Origin of the sequence: Microcystis sp. 49638_E5 (genome assembly GCF_021300285.1) — a bacterium.
GTDB lineage: Bacteria > Cyanobacteriota > Cyanobacteriia > Cyanobacteriales > Microcystaceae > Microcystis > Microcystis aeruginosa_C.
Genome location: NZ_JAJTDH010000042.1, coordinates 24,302 through 41,753, shown reverse-complemented (window position 1 = coordinate 41,753; position 17,452 = coordinate 24,302). Strand labels below are relative to the sequence as shown.

12 protein-coding genes and 1 riboswitch are annotated in these 17,452 nt (G+C 41.8%); of the genes, 5 read left to right on the top strand and 7 right to left on the bottom strand.

What is annotated here, in order from left to right:
• Positions 1-849: 849 nt before the first annotated feature.
• Positions 850-2,271: a type I glutamate--ammonia ligase gene (gene glnA / locus LW728_RS13650; protein WP_002748126.1), complete on the top strand. Its 1,422-nt coding sequence runs from the start codon at positions 850-852 to the stop codon at positions 2,269-2,271.
• Positions 2,272-2,768: 497 nt separating this feature from the next.
• Positions 2,769-2,865: riboswitch (TPP riboswitch) on the top strand.
• 8 nt (positions 2,866-2,873) lie between these two features.
• Positions 2,874-4,256 carry a phosphomethylpyrimidine synthase gene (thiC, locus tag LW728_RS13645; RefSeq protein WP_004268861.1) on the top strand — a complete coding sequence of 461 codons (1,383 nt, stop codon included), beginning with the start codon at positions 2,874-2,876 and terminating at the stop codon, positions 4,254-4,256.
• An 86-nt stretch (positions 4,257-4,342) separates the two neighbouring features.
• Here the strand turns inward: thiC and LW728_RS13640 are convergent, their stop codons facing one another.
• Entirely contained in the window at positions 4,343-4,882 is a 540-nt protein-coding gene (locus LW728_RS13640) for a phycobiliprotein lyase (protein ID WP_004268862.1), read from the bottom strand.
• A gap of 379 nt (positions 4,883-5,261) precedes the next feature.
• Between LW728_RS13640 and LW728_RS13635 the strand changes: the two genes are divergently transcribed.
• The gene (locus LW728_RS13635; protein ID WP_004268863.1) at positions 5,262-6,182 is read left to right on the top strand and encodes an NAD(+) kinase; all 921 of its coding nucleotides are present in this window, start codon (positions 5,262-5,264) and stop codon (positions 6,180-6,182) included.
• A gap of 410 nt (positions 6,183-6,592) precedes the next feature.
• Here LW728_RS13635 and LW728_RS13630 read toward each other — a convergent pair whose 3' ends face one another.
• The 5 genes from LW728_RS13630 to LW728_RS13610 form a co-directional block, all read right to left on the bottom strand.
• Positions 6,593-7,660, bottom strand: coding sequence for a ribonucleotide-diphosphate reductase subunit beta (locus tag LW728_RS13630; RefSeq protein WP_004268867.1), 1,068 nt, complete (start codon positions 7,658-7,660; stop codon positions 6,593-6,595).
• Between the two features lie 53 nt (positions 7,661-7,713).
• Complete coding sequence (locus LW728_RS13625) at positions 7,714-8,166, bottom strand: DUF29 domain-containing protein (protein ID WP_004268868.1); 453 nt, start codon at positions 8,164-8,166, stop codon at positions 7,714-7,716.
• A gap of 11 nt (positions 8,167-8,177) precedes the next feature.
• Positions 8,178-8,630 (bottom strand): DUF29 domain-containing protein, encoded by a 453-nt coding sequence (locus LW728_RS13620; protein WP_004268869.1) that lies wholly within the window; start codon positions 8,628-8,630, stop codon positions 8,178-8,180.
• Between the two features lie 11 nt (positions 8,631-8,641).
• Positions 8,642-9,094: a DUF29 domain-containing protein gene (locus tag LW728_RS13615; protein WP_043997969.1), complete on the bottom strand. Its 453-nt coding sequence runs from the start codon at positions 9,092-9,094 to the stop codon at positions 8,642-8,644.
• A gap of 80 nt (positions 9,095-9,174) precedes the next feature.
• A complete protein-coding gene (locus tag LW728_RS13610) occupies positions 9,175-11,487 on the bottom strand; it encodes a ribonucleoside-diphosphate reductase subunit alpha (protein ID WP_287766981.1) in 2,313 nt (770 codons plus the stop codon).
• Between the two features lie 454 nt (positions 11,488-11,941).
• On the opposite strand from LW728_RS13610, the gene LW728_RS13605 reads away from it, so the two are divergent.
• Entirely contained in the window at positions 11,942-14,857 is a 2,916-nt protein-coding gene (locus LW728_RS13605) for a plasmid replication protein, CyRepA1 family (RefSeq protein WP_287766979.1), read from the top strand.
• A gap of 298 nt (positions 14,858-15,155) precedes the next feature.
• Here LW728_RS13605 and LW728_RS13600 read toward each other — a convergent pair whose 3' ends face one another.
• Positions 15,156-15,806, bottom strand: coding sequence for a nitroreductase family protein (locus LW728_RS13600; RefSeq protein WP_004268876.1), 651 nt, complete (start codon positions 15,804-15,806; stop codon positions 15,156-15,158).
• A 206-nt stretch (positions 15,807-16,012) separates the two neighbouring features.
• On the opposite strand from LW728_RS13600, the gene LW728_RS13595 reads away from it, so the two are divergent.
• Positions 16,013-17,437, top strand: a complete 1,425-nt coding sequence (locus LW728_RS13595; protein ID WP_287766977.1) for a PP2C family protein-serine/threonine phosphatase — start codon at positions 16,013-16,015, stop codon at positions 17,435-17,437.
• Positions 17,438-17,452 lie beyond the last annotated feature (15 nt).

Here is a 17,452-nt window from a genome sequence, read left to right as displayed (position 1 = left end):
GCCCCTAAAACTCCTAAATCTCGGACGATTTTACTCTCCGGTCGATAAAAAGTATTGTTGATATTAAATATCGCTTTTTCTTCCTGCATCGATCATCTCATAATTAGCACTCGGCGGAAACGGTCAGACACTGCCAAAACCGATCAGACATCAAGATAGAAGATATAGTCATTTCAGATAAGTCTGATACAATCTAGACCGATGAAAATCTTATGAACTCTGGCATTTATATTCTCAATCTTAATTGAAATGACTATAAATCTAAAGAAAGTGTGAAATTAGCAGATTGGACAGTGGGAAGTTCTCAGCTTAGCAGGTAGAAGTCAAGAAAAAGGGACATGGCCTGACCTAAAAGGCCCGTCATACTAAATCCTGTTATAATAAAACGAGTAAAGACGAGGATATAAAATGCCCAAGAAAGCTTACTTAGCCGAACATCTAAGTTCAGAGGAACTGAAAGATAGATACAGAAGCAGTCAAGCTAACTTATGACTGATTGTTATCATTTTTTAAAACAGGATCTAGTATGACACTTTGTTAACAAAATCTTTTCTTCGAGGTGTATTTGAGTATCTGGGGTAAAATGTATAAGCTTTTAAGTGAGCAGAAAATCTCTAGACGGCAAATGTTTGCACAAACGAACCTCCTTGAGCTATAGCAAGAGGTAGTAGAAGCCGATGGGCAAATCGCCATTCGGAGCCATTACCGACCTGAACAAGGAAATTACAGATTTTTTCAAGCTAGGATCAAAGATTTTGTATCGAAAAATACAAAAACGGTCAAAGTGACTGTTTAGGATGGTTTTTTTGAGAAGCTTAAGAACCGATCCATACGTCAAAGGAGTTTTCCATGCCCGAAACGCCACAAGAAGTCTTGAAAATGATTCAGGACAACAATATTAAGATTATCGACCTGAAATTTATTGATATGCCAGGTATCTGGCAACATTGCTCGTTCTACTACGATCAAATCGATGAAAGCTCTTTCAGCGATGGTGTTGCCTTCGATGGTTCCAGTATTCGCGGTTGGAAAGCAATTAACGAATCCGATATGGCCATGGTTCCCGATCCTACCACTGCTTGGATCGATCCCTTCTACAAGGAACCTACCCTAAGCATGATCTGTAGCATCAAAGAACCCAGAACCGGTGAATGGTATAGCCGCGATCCTCGCTCTATTGCTCAGAAAGCGATCGATTATCTTAGCAGTACCGGTTTAGGTGATACCGTATTTTTTGGACCGGAAGCAGAATTTTTCCTCTTTGATAGCGCTCGTTTCGATCAAACCGCCAACTCCGGCTATTACTACATGGATAGTGTCGAAGGTCGTTGGAATAGCGGTAAAGACGAAAAAGACGGAAATCTCGCCTATAAACCCGCCTACAAACAGGGTTATTTTCCCGTTAGTCCCACCGATACCTCTCAAGACATTCGCACGGAAATGCTCTTAACCATGGCCGACTGCGGAGTTCCCATCGAAAAACATCACCATGAAGTCGCTACTGGTGGTCAAAACGAGTTAGGGATTAAATTCTCTACCCTAGTACGGGCCGCCGACTACTTGATGACCTATAAATACTGCATTAAGAACGTGGCCAAGAAATACGGTAAAACCGTCACCTTTATGCCCAAACCCATCTTTGGTGATAATGGTTCCGGGATGCACGTTCACCAGTCTATCTGGAAAGATGGTCAACCCCTGTTCGCTGGGGATAAATACGCCGGACTTAGCCAAATGGCACTGTACTACATCGGTGGTTTGCTTAGACACGCTCCCGCGCTCTTAGCTTTAACTAACCCCACCACCAACTCTTACAAGCGTCTCGTCCCCGGTTTTGAGGCCCCCGTAAACCTGGCCTACTCCCAAGGTAATCGCTCCGCTTCGATTCGGATTCCTTTATCGGGAAGCAACCCAAAAGCCAAACGTTTAGAATTCCGTTGTCCTGATGCCACTTCTAACCCCTACCTCGCTTTTGCCGCCATGCTCTGTGCCGGTATCGATGGGATTAAAAATCAAATTGAACCGGGGGAACCTCTCGATGTGGATATCTACGAACTCAGCCCCGAAGAATTGTCAAAAATACCCTCTACCCCCGGTTCTCTAGAAGCAGCTCTGGAAAGTCTCGAAAAAGATCACGCTTTCTTGACCGATTCTGGTGTTTTTACCGAAGACTTTATCCAAAACTGGATCACCTACAAACTCGATAACGAAGTTAACCCGATGCGCTTACGTCCCCACCCCTACGAGTTCTCTCTCTACTACGATGTCTAAGGTTTGATTGAATAATCATTAATCCTAGGGTGGGCCTTTGCCTACCCCTTTTTTTTCGGAATCAGCAAGGAGTTGGGGGTTGGGGAGTAGGGGAATTATGAATTATGAATTATAAATTATGAATTGGGGAGTGGGGGAATTATGAATTATAAATTATGAATTGGGGAGTGGGGGAATTATGAATTATGAATTATGAATTGGGGAGTAGGGGAATTATGAATTATGAATTATGAATTGGGGAGTAGGGGAATTATGAATTATGAATTATGAATTGGGGAGTGGGGGAATTATGAATTATGAATTATGAATTATGAATTGGGGAGTGGGGGAGCGGGAAGTGGGGAGCGGGGGAAATGGGATAATAAGTAAAAGCTGAATACTGAATGCTGAATACTGAATGCTGAATAGTGACTACTGAATAGTGACTACTGAATACTGCCTAATCAAACAACAATCTTAAGCTTGATCTCCTCAGTCGTCAACAGTGATACAATTGCCGTCATAGCTAGGGGTGTCTGGGATAATCAGGCTGAGAAAGACCCTTAGAACCTGAGACTGGGTAATTCCAGCGTAGGGAAGCTGTTTACAGAGGAAATAAAATTATGAGACAAGAATGGGTTGCCCCCCGGCGCGGACAAGCAAATGTATCGCAAATGCACTACGCCCGTCAGGGGATAATTACCGAAGAGATGACGTATGTGGCAAAACGGGAAAATCTCTCTCCCGAATTGATTCGCAGCGAAATCGCCCGAGGAAGACTGATTATTCCCGCTAATATCAATCACCTCAACCTCGAACCCATGGCGATCGGTATTGCTTCTAAGTGTAAAGTTAATGCTAATATAGGGGCTTCGCCTAACTCCTCGAATATTAACGAAGAACTGGAAAAATTACACCTAGCGGTCAAATACGGCGCCGATACGGTGATGGATCTCTCCACTGGGGGCGGTAATTTGGACGAAATTCGCACCGCGATTATCAATGCTTCTCCTGTCCCCATCGGTACTGTACCCATCTATCAAGCGGTGGAAAGCGTTCACGGTAATATTGAAAAACTCACCGCCGAAGATTTCCTCCACATTATCGAAAAACACGCCGGGCAAGGGGTAGATTACATGACAATTCACGCAGGAATCCTCATCGAACACCTGCCTTTAGTCAAAACTCGTCTGACCGGGATTGTCTCCCGGGGCGGTGGTATTATTGCCAAGTGGATGTTACACCACCACAAGCAAAATCCTCTCTACACCCATTTCGATGAAATTATCGAGATTTTCAAGCGTTATGACGTTTCTTTTAGTCTCGGTGACTCCCTGCGTCCCGGTTGTACCCACGATGCTTCCGATGCAGCCCAATTAGCGGAATTGAAAACCCTCGGCCAACTGACGCGTCGCGCTTGGGAACACGATGTACAGGTAATGGTGGAAGGACCTGGCCATGTTCCCATGGATCAAATTGAGTTTAATGTGAAAAAACAAATGGAGGAGTGTAGCGAAGCACCTTTCTATGTTCTTGGTCCCCTTGTCACCGATATTGCCCCAGGGTACGATCATATCACTTCGGCGATCGGGGCGGCTCTGGCGGGTTGGTACGGGACGGCGATGTTATGTTATGTCACCCCGAAAGAACATCTCGGTTTACCCAACGCTGAAGATGTGCGAAATGGCTTAATTGCCTACAAAATAGCGGCTCATGCGGCAGATATCGCCCGTCATCGTCCGGGGGCGCGGGATCGTGATGACGAACTCTCCATCGCTCGTTATAATTTTGATTGGAATCGTCAATTTCAGTTATCCTTGGATCCCGATCGCGCTAAGGAATACCACGATGAGACTTTACCCGCAGATATCTATAAGACGGCGGAGTTTTGTTCGATGTGTGGACCGAAATTCTGTCCCATGCAAACTAAGGTCGATGCCGATGCGATTACGGAATTAGAGAAGTTTCTCGCTAGTCAGAATCAAGACAATTTAACCCCAGTTTAAAGGGGAGTTATGGGAAGGGCTGATTTGATTTCAGCCCTATTCCTAACATATAAGTCAAAATTCGGAGAATAACCGCCATTTTTTGACTAATTGACCCGTTTTTCTAGATATTGACCGATCATCAATTCCTGACCGGCGCGAGAGATAATAGTTTGTCGGGTGCGATATTGTTGACCGATGAGTTTAATTTCTTCTTCAAAGACAGAACCGGCGTATTCTGTTCTCAGACAGAGAGTAGAGGGGTTAGGAAAGGTATAAATGGCACTAACGGGTTTATCCGTCGCAAATCCCCGATCGCGATAGAGAATATTATCTAAAATACCGAATATAGTGGAACCGTTGGAGGGTTTTTTACTCTGGGGACGGAGATAATTACTTTGCCAAGTCACTTCCGTACCACCTAATAAAGCTGTATCTTCCAGATTATGTAAACGGGCAAGTTGAATTAATGGTTCGCTGCCTTGGGGTAAATATTTAATCTCGATGGCGCTGATAACTTCTTGGGGTTCCGTTTCTTGGGTGAGGGTGTAATAACGTCTCTGGGATTGCCAGTGTCCTTCTGTCTGCTTAAAAAAGGCTAAAGCCGAGGTTTCCAGCGATAATTGGGCGGTTTGAATTAATGTCATAGAAATAAAACCTTTCCTGTTTTTTGGTAGAGCAGATTTGTTATCCTTTGTCAAGAGTTTGCCAGAGAACTGTTACACATCTTAATACAATTATAACCTTGCGGGGAAATTAAGTGGTAGGTGTGTTGAGGGAGATAATTGGGAAAAAGTCGCATAGATACAGCAGTTACACGGAAAAAAGGGGATAACATTGCTAAAACCTGCGAGCTTATCCTAGTTACTTCCATTTACCCCTATCTATCGATTAATTCTGTCAAATTGGCTACAGTGAGGCCGAGGTGATTCCCCCAACCCCCTTTTTTACCTGTTACTTTTCACCCGATCTGTCCGGTCTTGCTATTGTTAAAAATATAGAACCTCCGAACAAGGTCTCAACTCCGTGCAGTTAAAACAAGTAATCATCGCTCACAAGGCCAACCATCCCCAAAGTAAAGCATGGGCGGAAAAATGCGCTAAACAGTTAGAAGCCCGTCAGTGTAAAGTTTTAATGGGACCCAGTGGCTTTAAAGATAATCCCTATCCAGTATTTTTAGCCTCAGCATCGGAAAAAATCGACCTCGCCATCGTTTTGGGCGGAGATGGAACCATTTTAGCCGCCGCTCGCTATTTAGCTCACGAAGACATTCCAATTTTAGCGGTGAATGTCGGCGGCCATCTGGGATTTTTAACGGAACCTTTTGAGATTTTCCAGGATACGGAGACGGTCTGGGAGCGTTTACAATCGGACCACTATGCGGTACAACAACGAATGATGTTAAAGGCCAGAATCTATGAAGGGGATAAAAGAAACCCGCAGCCAGTGAGCGAGGCATTTTATGCCCTGAATGAGATGTGCGTGAAACCCGCTAGTATCGATAGGATGCCCACCTCAATCCTCGAAATCGAAGTGGACGGGGAAATAGTAGATCAGTACCAAGGAGACGGTTTATTAGTGGCTACTCCCACGGGATCCACCTGTTACACCGCTTCCGCTAATGGCCCGATTATACACCCTGGCATGGAAGCGATCGCTGTCACCCCGATTTGTCCCTTGAGTCTCTCCAGTCGGCCGATTGTCATTCCCCCGGCATCTCTGGTCAGTATTTGGCCCCTGGGAGACTACGAATTAAATACTAAACTCTGGATGGATGGTGCTTTAGCCACTTCCATTTGGCCTGGGCAATGGGTGGGAGTTACCAAAGCTGAAAAATTCGCCCAATTTATTATCCTGCGGGAAAGCTATTCTTTTTATCAGACTCTACAGGAAAAATTGCAATGGGCCGGGGCGAGAATTCATTATGATGGCAATCGTCATAATTAGGGTTTGCGGCAAAAAGTTTTTCGTGGGGACAGGGTGTGGGGTGTAGGGTGTAGGGTGTAGGGTTTTACCGATTTTGAGGGGGTCAATTACCTAATTTTCAGGGAAAAAGTCCCTGAATTTTCCCCCCAATCACTCCAAAGGTCGGCACTTTTTGAGGTCAAAAAAGTCTAAAAACCTTATCCAACAAGGTTTTTAGATTTATTGAACAAGCCCTAAGTATATCTTCTAAAATTGGTCATTACTTCCGATTTTATCAGTAAATCTAGGCTTTTGGGGGTAGAACCCCCCAAACCCAGAAGCACATTTGCTGATTGTCGGTATTTCTGCAAGAGAGGGTCAAAAGTTGTCAAAATATTTGACAAAGTTGCCACTTTATGGTAAGAAATTGGGTTATTATTATCCCTTAAATTTTAAATTTCATCCCATCCAGTTAAGCCAGAAGACATAACATAACTGGTAACGGTTGCTTCAAAAAAGTTAGCTTTGGTGTGGCCTTCTTTTTTGGTATCGGAGAAGCGTTCCAGATGGTTATAAGGACTTTTGTTATACTTTTCTTCCCTGTATAAAGGCTCAAGTCCGATCGCTTTTAGCCGAATATTAGCGAGGTATTTAGTGTACTGTTCGGTACTGTATTCGGTAATACCTAAAATGTCGTTGCCAACGATGTGATTTGTCCAGCGACATTCGTGTTTAACGGCACTATCGAACATCTCATAAATCTGTTCAACGGAATGGGGAAAAATTGCCATGGCTTCAGGAATAAGTTTCTGATACAAACGGACGTGACTTAATTCGTCCCGGTTGATCATTTTGAAAACGTCAGCACTACCGGACATTAGCTGTCGAGAAGCGAGATTATAGAAAAAGATAAAGCCGTTATAAAAATACAAACTCTCCAGTAAATAGTCGGCAAGAAGAGCGATAAAATAGCTTTCAGTAGTTTGTTTATCGATGTATTGCTGGTAGAGACTAGCAATAAATTCACAGCGATCCTTGAGAACTTTATCGGTGCGCCAAAAGTCATAAACTTCGCCTCTGCGATCCGAGGGAATAATCGTTTCAATTAAGTATTGATAACTTTGATTGTGCATGGCCTCTTGAGAAATTTGTTCCGCCATACAAAGACTAATTTCTGGCGCAGTGACGCTACCTTTTAGGTGGGGAATATTACAGGTTTGCACGGAATCAAGAAAGGTTAGATAGGACAAAATACCATCATAAGCATATCTTTCTTCGTCGGTAAGATGCCCGTATTCAGTCACGTCTTGAGTGATATCTAATCGTTGCGGGATCCAGAAATTTTCGCGCATTTGTTGATATAAACCCACCGCCCAGGTGTAGCGGACATCGTTTAATTGCATCAGGTTGGTGGTGTTACCAAACCAGATCGAACGGTTTTCGATCGCATCGTCTCCCGCTGGATTGAAAATCGGGGAAATGGGCATCGAATGGCAAGAATTAACTAAATGTAAGGACATGATTACTTGGATATTATGGCACTTTTAGGTTATAATAGATTTTCGGTAAAAAGTCAAATGTTTTGATTTTGATTAGGAATAAATTCAAAATCTAGGGCTTCTGCCAAAGTAAATGGGCAATCCTTCGGGAATTTCTCTAGGTTTATCCCTGTTTCAATAGCGGCTTTTTTTCTGGCTTTGTTATAGCATTTTTTTAAATTTTCTTCTGTTAAAAAAATCTTAAGACTAGGGCTATTCTCTAAATCTTCTTCGATTCTTTCGCGATGCTCAAAAAGGGTTAATTCCCAGCTTCTGCTTTGTTTTTCTGGCTCTTGTAAGTATTTTAGTAAATGCCATAAAATCACGGTCAGATTGCTTTTTAATGCTTTCTGTTGACTGATAGACATAGATTTGATTTCTTCAATTAAATTCTCTAAATCTAAATCGGAAAACTGGCGATTTTCTAGTAAATTAATTGTTTTCTCTAACCAGAGATAGTAATCTTTTTCGTATAAGTTCTTTTCCATAATTATCTCCATTACTTTGATATTTCAGGAAACCAATCCTCATTTAAAGCCTGTTCTATAGTGCAAATTGGAGCTAAACCGACCAAATTTTCAGCGATTCCAGATAATTCGAGCCAAGAAATACGAGCTTCTTGAAAAGAGTTATCAAAAATTTCAATGAGATAAGGCTGTAAACTAGGACTATCGGCAATAATTCTTTTTATGGCACGACGGAAATTCCTAATTTCATTTTTCCATCCTCTTTGATTATATTCTAATTCCGATTGCCAGTAAGCTAGTTTCAGCAAATGTTCTAATAACCGAGTTAAATAACTTTCTAAACTTCGTTTCTCACTTTTCCCCATACTACTAATTTCGTCAATTAAATTTTCTAAATCTAAATCAAAAAACTGATTATTTTCTAATAAATGAATAGTTCTCTCTATCCAGAGATAGTAATCTTTTTCGTATAAGTTATTTTCCATAATTATCCCCATTATTTTGATATTTCAGGAAACCAATCCTCATTTAAAGCCTGTTCTATAGTGCAAATTGGAGCTAAACTGACCAAATTTTCAGCCATTCCAGATAGATCCAGAAATAATTTACGAGCATTTTGATAACAGGGGGAGAAAATTTCCGATAGATAGGGCTTTAAACTGGGACTGTCTTCAATAATTTGTTGAATTCGTAGGCGAAAGTTACGGATTTCATTTTTCCATCCTCTTTGATTATATTCTAATTCCGACTGCCAGTAAGCTAGTTTCAGCAAATGTTCTAATAACCGAGTTAAATAACTCTTTAAGCTTTGCCGTTGGCTTTTGCCCATGTCGCTAATCTCCTCGATGAGATTATCTAAATCCAACTCAGAAAACTGATTATTTTCTAATAAATGAATAGTTTTCTCTATCCAGAGATAGTAATCCTGTTCGTATAAAGTCTTATTCATGGCTGTGATTAGGTGATGAATAAGACTCATTTTAAATGATCTGAAAAAAATAAGGTGGGCATTACCCACCGAAGTTAACCTTAATTAGCGCAACTAGAACAACTATCGTCAGACTCTCGAAAATTGTCCTTTTGTACGGTACGGATATAATAAATCGCTTTACACCCCAATTCCCAGGCCATAACTAGGGTATCAAAGATATCCTTGGCTGTGAGACAACGGTTGGGTTCTTCGGGGAAATAAACCCCTTCATTGAGGTTGAATAATAACTCCATAGAAATCCCCGTATCGATCCATTCTTGCATAGTAGCGATCGCTTTTACCACTTGCTGTTGTTCGAGATTTTTATTCTCTGGATAAAACCAGAAAGCTTCTTCAATAAAAGGCGGTGCGATGGGAACGGTTCCCTTTGCCCATTTATCGTAGAAAAAGCGACTATAAACCGGCAAAACACTAGCGGTACATCCCTGTACCAAACTAGAGGAAGTATTAGGAGCAATGGCGGTAATATGGGAATTACGGATGCCAAATCGTTGAATATCTGTTGCTAATTGTTGCCATCTTTGCGGTTGCACTGCGTTATTTAAAAACCATGCCAGTGGTTTTGCTCCGATTAATTTACCTTGACTCCATTCACTACCCAAGAAAGCTTGATAAGCGCCGCGTTCCTTGGCTAATTCCATCGAGGAATAGGTACACCAATAGCCAATTTCTTCAAATAAATTACTAATTTCTGACAGGTTATTGTAGGATAATTTCCGTTTAGCTAACCAGTCAGCCAATCCCATCGCCCCTACCCCAATAGTGCGATATTTATCGTTGTGGTTTTTAGCATTATCAAAGGGAGGGTTAGTGATATCGATAGTATTGTCGAGAATTCTGACAGCGATTTGACAATTAGACTCGATTTCTTCCTTGTCGATGTTGGCTAAATTAAGGCTAACTAAATTACAGCAATGGGCAGTTTTATCGGGTGTGACATTCGAGAAACTCTCCGTGCATAAATTTACACCGGGGATATAGCCATCATGTTTATTAGGATTAGCGCGATTGATGGTATCTTTGAAGGCAATGTAGGGCATTCCTGTTTCTACTTGGGAACGCATGATAGTTTTAAATAAGTCCCGGGCATTGATTTTTTTATAGAGGAGAATCTCTTTATCTAAATTAGCTTCTACTAAACGATAGGCCTCTTCAAATTCTTCCCCCCATAGTTCCGCTAATTCTATACCTAATTTATTGCGAACTTCGTAGGGATCTACTAATGTCCACTCGGCTTTATTTATCACCCGACGCATGAATTCATCGGTGATAACTAATTGGGGAAAAACATCATAAGCTTTGCGTCTTTGATCACCGTTTTCTGTCTGCATTTCCAGAAATTCTGGCACATCTAAATGCCAGATGTCAACACCGATAGTTACTGCCCCGGCGCGTCTTCCCCCCTGATTTACTGCAATAGCTGTATCGTTGAGTAATTTAATCCAAGGAATAATCCCCCCGGAAGCATTAGCTTTCCCCATTACCCAGCTACCAGTGGCGCGAATTCTACTCACATTCACCCCGACACCGCCACCATTTTTTGAGATGCGGGCAGCATTAGTAATCTCGTCGAAAATGCTTTCTAAACTGTCGTCAATGGAGAGGATAAAACAACTGGTTAGGGAACTTTTGGGAGTGCGTAAATTGGCTAAAATTGGGGTGGCAAGAGAGATTTTTCTTTGAGCAATCGCTTGATAAAATTTCTTCGCCCAGTGGAGTCTATTAGCTGGTTCTTCCACAATGGCAAGCAGTAAGGAACAGGTTAATAATGCCTCTTGAGGTAACTCATTTTTGAGTAAATAACGGCTAGTGATTAACAATGCCCCGGCGTAATCATAATCGATATCCCAATCGGGATTAATCCAAGAACCAGCTTCTTTTAATTCTGCCTCAGAATAGATGAGAATTCTTTCGTCGTACAGGCGATTTTTAACTTGAGTTTTAACGGTTTTCTCGTAATTTCCGTACTGATAACCCCGCACTACTAAGGTATCTTTCCAAAGACTCCAAATATGCAATCTTCCCGCCACATAGCGCCAATCCGGTTCCTCGGGACTACACATTTCTAGGGCGCAATTGATTAAATTATCCTGTATTTCCCTAGTGGTAATCCCATCCCGCAGGCGTGTGGTTAAACCCGCTTCTAAGGCGATTGAATTGACTTTTTTACCTTCACAAGCCCACTCTACCACGTCGCGAATTTTGCCGATATTTAAGCTTGTGGTGGAACCATCGCGCCGAATCACTCTAATTGCATGGCTGCCCATATTAGCTAAAGGGGTAGAACGAAAGGGTATTACTTCGTTATTTTTGTGAATGGAAACGGCAGTAGTCAAGGGCTTCGATTGCATAATTGGGAAATTGCGGCGTTAAAAAAACTTGACAAATTAATCTATTTGTACTAGAGCATTCTATCAGATTTTCTGGGAAAACACAACATCTAGCGTGTTAAATAATTTTATCACTCTATATGTGGTATAACCAGGATTGTTTTGTTCCCCAAAACAGTGTTTTGGATGACATTTTCCGCAAAAAATTCTCGATTCTCTCTCAAAGTGGTTCTTTTGTATGCTTGACAAAAAGCTTTTTCTTTGATAGCAAAACAGACTGACTGCTGAGGAGGTTATGGTGAGACTTTATTTGTTCTTAACTTTTCGATAATTTAAGACAAGAGTGGATTAAAAGTCAAATTTCCTCTGAGAACCTCTGAGAGAGTAAATTTTCTCTTTTCGCTATTTAGTGGCTTACCGCTAGAATAATAGGACAAAAACGCTATATATAGCGTCTAGCTAGTAGAGGACAAGGATGAAATATTTAGAAGAATGGCGTGATAGCGGGGTGGATGCGGAGTTAATCGCTCTCAATGTCACCGGTTTAGCGGGGCTATCTCCCAGTGAATACCTACTCTACTCCCAAGAATTACCGCGACGCAATGATGGCAGGGTTAGGGATAGTATTCTCAAGCGTTATGAACATACCAGTCAAGGAGGTTGGTGGTGTTCAGGAATTGACTTATTAACGGGCAATTATGACCCTTGGGGCTGTTTTAAGCCCGATTTTCCCCGTTTAAGCTTCGATGAGGCTAAACCGATTAAGTACGAACATCCTCCCCAAACCCCTACGGGAGTCTTTGCTTTGCGGATTCCCCTGAAAATTTGGCAAAAAATAGCCCAGTCTATCAGTGTTAGTATTTTAACTGAAGAAGTGGATAATAAGCAAGAGGATCTCGGTTTTTGGTCCTGGGTGATGAAACATCCAGAGATACCTATTTGTCTTACGGAAGGGGCGAAAAAAGCGGGGGCATTACTAACAGCAGGTTATGTGACAATTGCCTTACCCGGGATTCACAATGGTTATCGTACTCCCAAGGACGAATTAGGTAGGAGAATCGGCAAATCTCATCTAATTCCGCAGCTAGAAAAATTAGCTAATTCGGGACGAAAGATTTATCTAGTTTTCGATCAAGAAACTAAACCGAAAACCCAGCAAGCGGTTAATTTAGCTTTACAGAGAATGGGTTATCTATTCAGTCAGGCTAACTGTGAGGTAAAGGTAGTTACTTGGGATGCTGCTGACGGTAAAGGGGTGGATGATTTACTAATCAATCGAGGAGAAGATTACTTTCAACAAATCTATCAAAAAGCTACCTCTTGGGAAATTTGGAAAGCAGCGAGTTTAAATAGTTTAACTCTCTCACCTCATCTAGAGTTAAATAGCCGTTACTTGCCAGATATTTCTATCCCTACATCAGCGCAGTTAATGGCGATTAAATCTGCTAAAGGTACGGGAAAAACTGAGTTTTTAGCTAAAATAGTTAAACAGGCTGTTGCCAATCAACAAAAAGTTTTAGTTATTGGTCATCGGGTGAAACTGGTAGAGGAGTTGTGTCAACGCTTTGGTTTAAACTATATCAGCAAAATTAGAGATAATCCTGCGGCACAAATTTACGGTTATGGTTTATGTATTGACTCTCTCCATCCCCAATCGCAAGCAAAATTTCAAGCGGAAGATTGGCAAGGAGCTATTATTATTATTGATGAGATCGAACAAGTCCTATGGCATGGGTTAAATGGGGATACTTGTAAAGCTAATCGTGTAGCAATTTTAAAGTCTTTAAAGTCCCTGCTGCAAACTGTGGTCAGCAGTGGGGGAAAAGTCCTAGTTGCTGATGCTGATTTAAGTGATATTTCCCTAGATTATTTAACTTCTCTAGCGGCGATTGAACTAGAAACTTTCTTGATTAGTAACGAGTGGAAACCAAGTTATCAGGAAGCTTGGCGAGTTTATAACTACTCCGATAATACTCCCCAACGGCTAGTTAATGATTTGGTCAAACATATTAAAGACGGAGGAAAACCCTTTGTTTGTCTATCAGCACAAAAATTAACTAGCAAATGGGGAACAATTACCCTAGAATCTTATCTAAAAAAGCAATTTCCTCATAAGAAAGTTCTGCGGATAGACTCAGAGTCATTGCAAGATTCTAGTCACGCTGCCTATCAAGCGATTGGCAATTTAAATCAGTTGTTACTTAACTATGATATAGTTCTAGCTAGTCCTGCGATTGAAACGGGAATTAGTATTGATATTCAGCAACACTTTTCCTCGGTTTGGTGTCTAGCACAGGGAATTCAAACTCCCACTTCTATCGCTCAATTTTTAGGGAGAATTAGAGAGAATATTCCTCGTTATATTTGGTCAGCAGTGTACGGATTTAATCAGGTGGGTAATGGTTCCACTTCTATCCCGAAACTTCTCACCTCTGGACACCGATTAACGGAGGTTAATATTCGCTTACTACACCAATCAGATTTAGAATCTCTGGAGGATTTAGATACAAGTTTTCAAGCGGAATCTCTCCTCTGCTGGGCAAAAATGGCCGTGCGAGTAAATGCTTGTATGCTTAATTATCGTCAGTCAATTCTAGGAATTTTACAAGCAGAAGGTCATAGAATTAAAGAACGAAATCAGGAAGAAGAACTAGAGATAACTAATCAGTTAACGGAAGCAATTGAAGAAATTATGGAACATAATTATCGTTCTGAATGCGATGCGATTGCCAACGCAGCTGAGATAACGGAATCAGAGTGTCGTCTGCTAAAAAAACAGTTAGTTAAGTCAGTAAAAGAAAGGAGAATTCTTAGAAAATATGACCTATACAAACGCTATGGAATCCCCGTCACACCGCAATTAGTGATTAAAGATGATCAAGGATGGTATCAAGAACTACGTCTACATTACTTTTTGACAATTGGGCGACAATTTTTGTGTGATCGAGATGCTTTAATTGCGCGTAAACTGATAGAATCAGGTCACGGAAGTTTATTTATTCCCGATTTTAATAGTAGTCAATTAGGAGTGATTATCGGGACGTTAGAATTGTTGGGAATTCCCGTATTATTAGCTAACCCTGAAAGAGAATTAAATAATCATGATGCCGATTTACAAAAAATGGCCGAAATCGCCATTAAAAACCGTAACGAGATTAAAACTATCACCAAGATTAACCTCTCTAATAGTTCCCGTCCTCTGACGATTATTCGTCATTTTTTAAACTTGTTAGGTTATAAATTAACCAGCAAGGGCAGCCAGAGAATTGCTAAAAAATACCTAAAAGTTTATCAGATTGTTGCCCCTCATGATGGGAGAGAACAAGTGTTTCAACAATGGTTATTTAGAGACGAAAAATGTGCGGGAAGTTCTGAGATTTGGTATGAATAAGGTTCTTAGGGACTTCTTATACAAATAATTAACCTTATATCTTGTGAAAAAATTAAGATCGATGTCGGCAGTATTAGCGCAGCTTGATGCAGATTAAATTGTTAATTTTGCCACAATACAAGGCGTTGCTGAATCAAGCTATGAATGTCAACCGTGCCATCCTATCTAAAAGTTAGTTTGCCAGAAGATTCCTATCTCAAATCAGCAACGCCAACCCCTGCCAACCGAAACCGATAGCAACTACTCAACCACCGGTCAAAACAGCGATTAAAACAAGATTGAATCCAGTTAATAGAGTTCAGATTTGATAGGGATTACCCAAGCGATCCACAAAAACATTGTAATCTAAGGGTAAACGCCCCGGATTAAGCCGCGGTTCCGCTGCGTAACCGATGGGAACGACGACAGCGATCGCCAGATGGGGATGATCGGCAGCACCGATCACAGCTTTTACCTTGTCCTCGATCCAACCGTTGAGAAAACAACTAGATAAACCGAGACTTTCAGCAGCTAAAACCAGATGAGTAGCGGCGATCATGGCATCTTTAATCGCGTATTCCCGGGTTTTTTCGCCCAAATCCTTTTGAAATCCCGGGATTGCCTGTTTGAAATATTTTACCGTGCCTTCGCTCCAGGCACCTGTACTGAGAGCCTGTTCATAGATAGGAGTTAGATCTCCTCCTCCTGCGGCAGCATCGGCAGCGAAAACAAAAGTAACCGGCGCTTGGATAATTTGCTTTTGTCCCCAAGCGGCCTCGGCTAAAGCGGCCTTTTGTGCCTCATCTTGTACTAAAATAATTCGCCAATCTTGGATGTTGAAACTACTAGGTGCGGCAACGGTTAATTCTACTAGGGTTTTCAGCAGTTCCGGAGCGATCGGATCGGTGGTAAAATTTTTAATAGAACGACGTTGATTAATCGCCGTGGGAACATCGAGAGGCAAGGTCATAAAGTCAATGGATCAAGTTAAATACTTCTAATTATTATAAGGTCAAGCTATCAGCCTCAGTCTTAGGTGTGAAAAAACAGAAATAGTAAAACATCGGGATTAAATTGTGGCAGTCAGGAAAAGATCGACTATACTGTTAAACTTAAACAGGTCATAAGCCAATGACCATCTAGCTATAATCATGTCACCGCCACAAAAATCATTTTATGCTTTCTGAGCCGGAACCGAGCGACACCCTCACCACTCCCACCGTCAATATGGGCGATCAAAGTACCGATATCAAGCCAATTTTAGCCTTAAAAGAGTTGGTCGCTAGTTTATATCGCGAACAAAACAAAGTTCAAAATCTCTTAAGTTCCCTCGGTTTTGCCCTGCGGAGTTTCAATAATTTAAACCAATTCCTCGATCTTACCCCCTTGATGGCCGCACGAGTGGCAGACGCGGAGGGAGGGGCATTGATTTTGAGCAAAAATAACGGTCAAGTGGCGCTTGATCAACTCCATTGCCAAGATAATCAAATTAATGGGGAACTACGCCGACAATTAGAGGCAATTATCCGACAATTAAACCAAGAAGCGACACTTGAGAACAAAAATAATCGATCGCTTCTCGACAGTCTCGACCATCAGATCCGGCAAACTCTCGGACAGGGTACGCAGGTTTATAGTACACCTGTTTTAGTAAAAAATAGTGAGCGGGGACGTTTATACGTTTTCAGTCGCGATCCCGATTATGGTTGGACCCCCACCCGTCGTAAACTGTTGCAGCTAGTGGCGGATCAAACGGCGGTAGCTATAGCTAATAATGAATTAACGATCGAATTACGGGCCAAGGAACGTCAGGATCGAGAGTTAGAAATCGCTTCCGAAATCCAAAATCGTCTTTTACCCCGGCAATGTCCGAAAATTCAGGGGGTAGAATTGGCAGCCCACTGCAAAACGGCTAATCGCGTTGGTGGCGATTATTATGATTTTATCCCCTGCAACTACGATCAATTTAAACCGGCAACGGAGGCGGAAAGGGAAGCCAGTAGCGCTCCTTGGAGTATAGTCATCGGTGATGTCATGGGTAAAGGTGTCCCAGCAGGATTATTGATGACCATGACCCGGGGAATGTTGCGAGCGGAAGTGTTAAATCGTCACTCCCCGGCCCAGATTTTGCGTCATCTCAATCGGGTTATGTATGCCGATCTCGATAATTCTCATCGTTTCGTGACATTATTTTATTCCGAGTATGATCCACTGACGCAGCGTCTTGGCTACAGTAATGCTGCCCATTATCCCACCCTCTGGTGGCGGGCTAAAACGGCAGAGTTAGAGTCTCTTGACACGGAAGGGACATTAGTTGGTTTAGAGGCCGATTCTATCTATGATGATGCCCAAGTGCAATTAGAAGCGGGAGATACGCTGATCTATTATACCGATGGCTTTACCGATGCAGTTAACTCGAAAGGGGAAAGATTTGATCAGCAAAATTGGCTATCGGCAGTTAAAGAAGCCTGTCAACAGTACACCGATCCCGAACAAATTCTCGAATATTTATTTGGGAAAGTGGCCGCTTTTACTGGGTTAGGAAATGACAGTAGTGACGATATGACTTTAGTAGTTATGCGAGTAAAATCGGAGGAATAAATCATCACTTCCTAG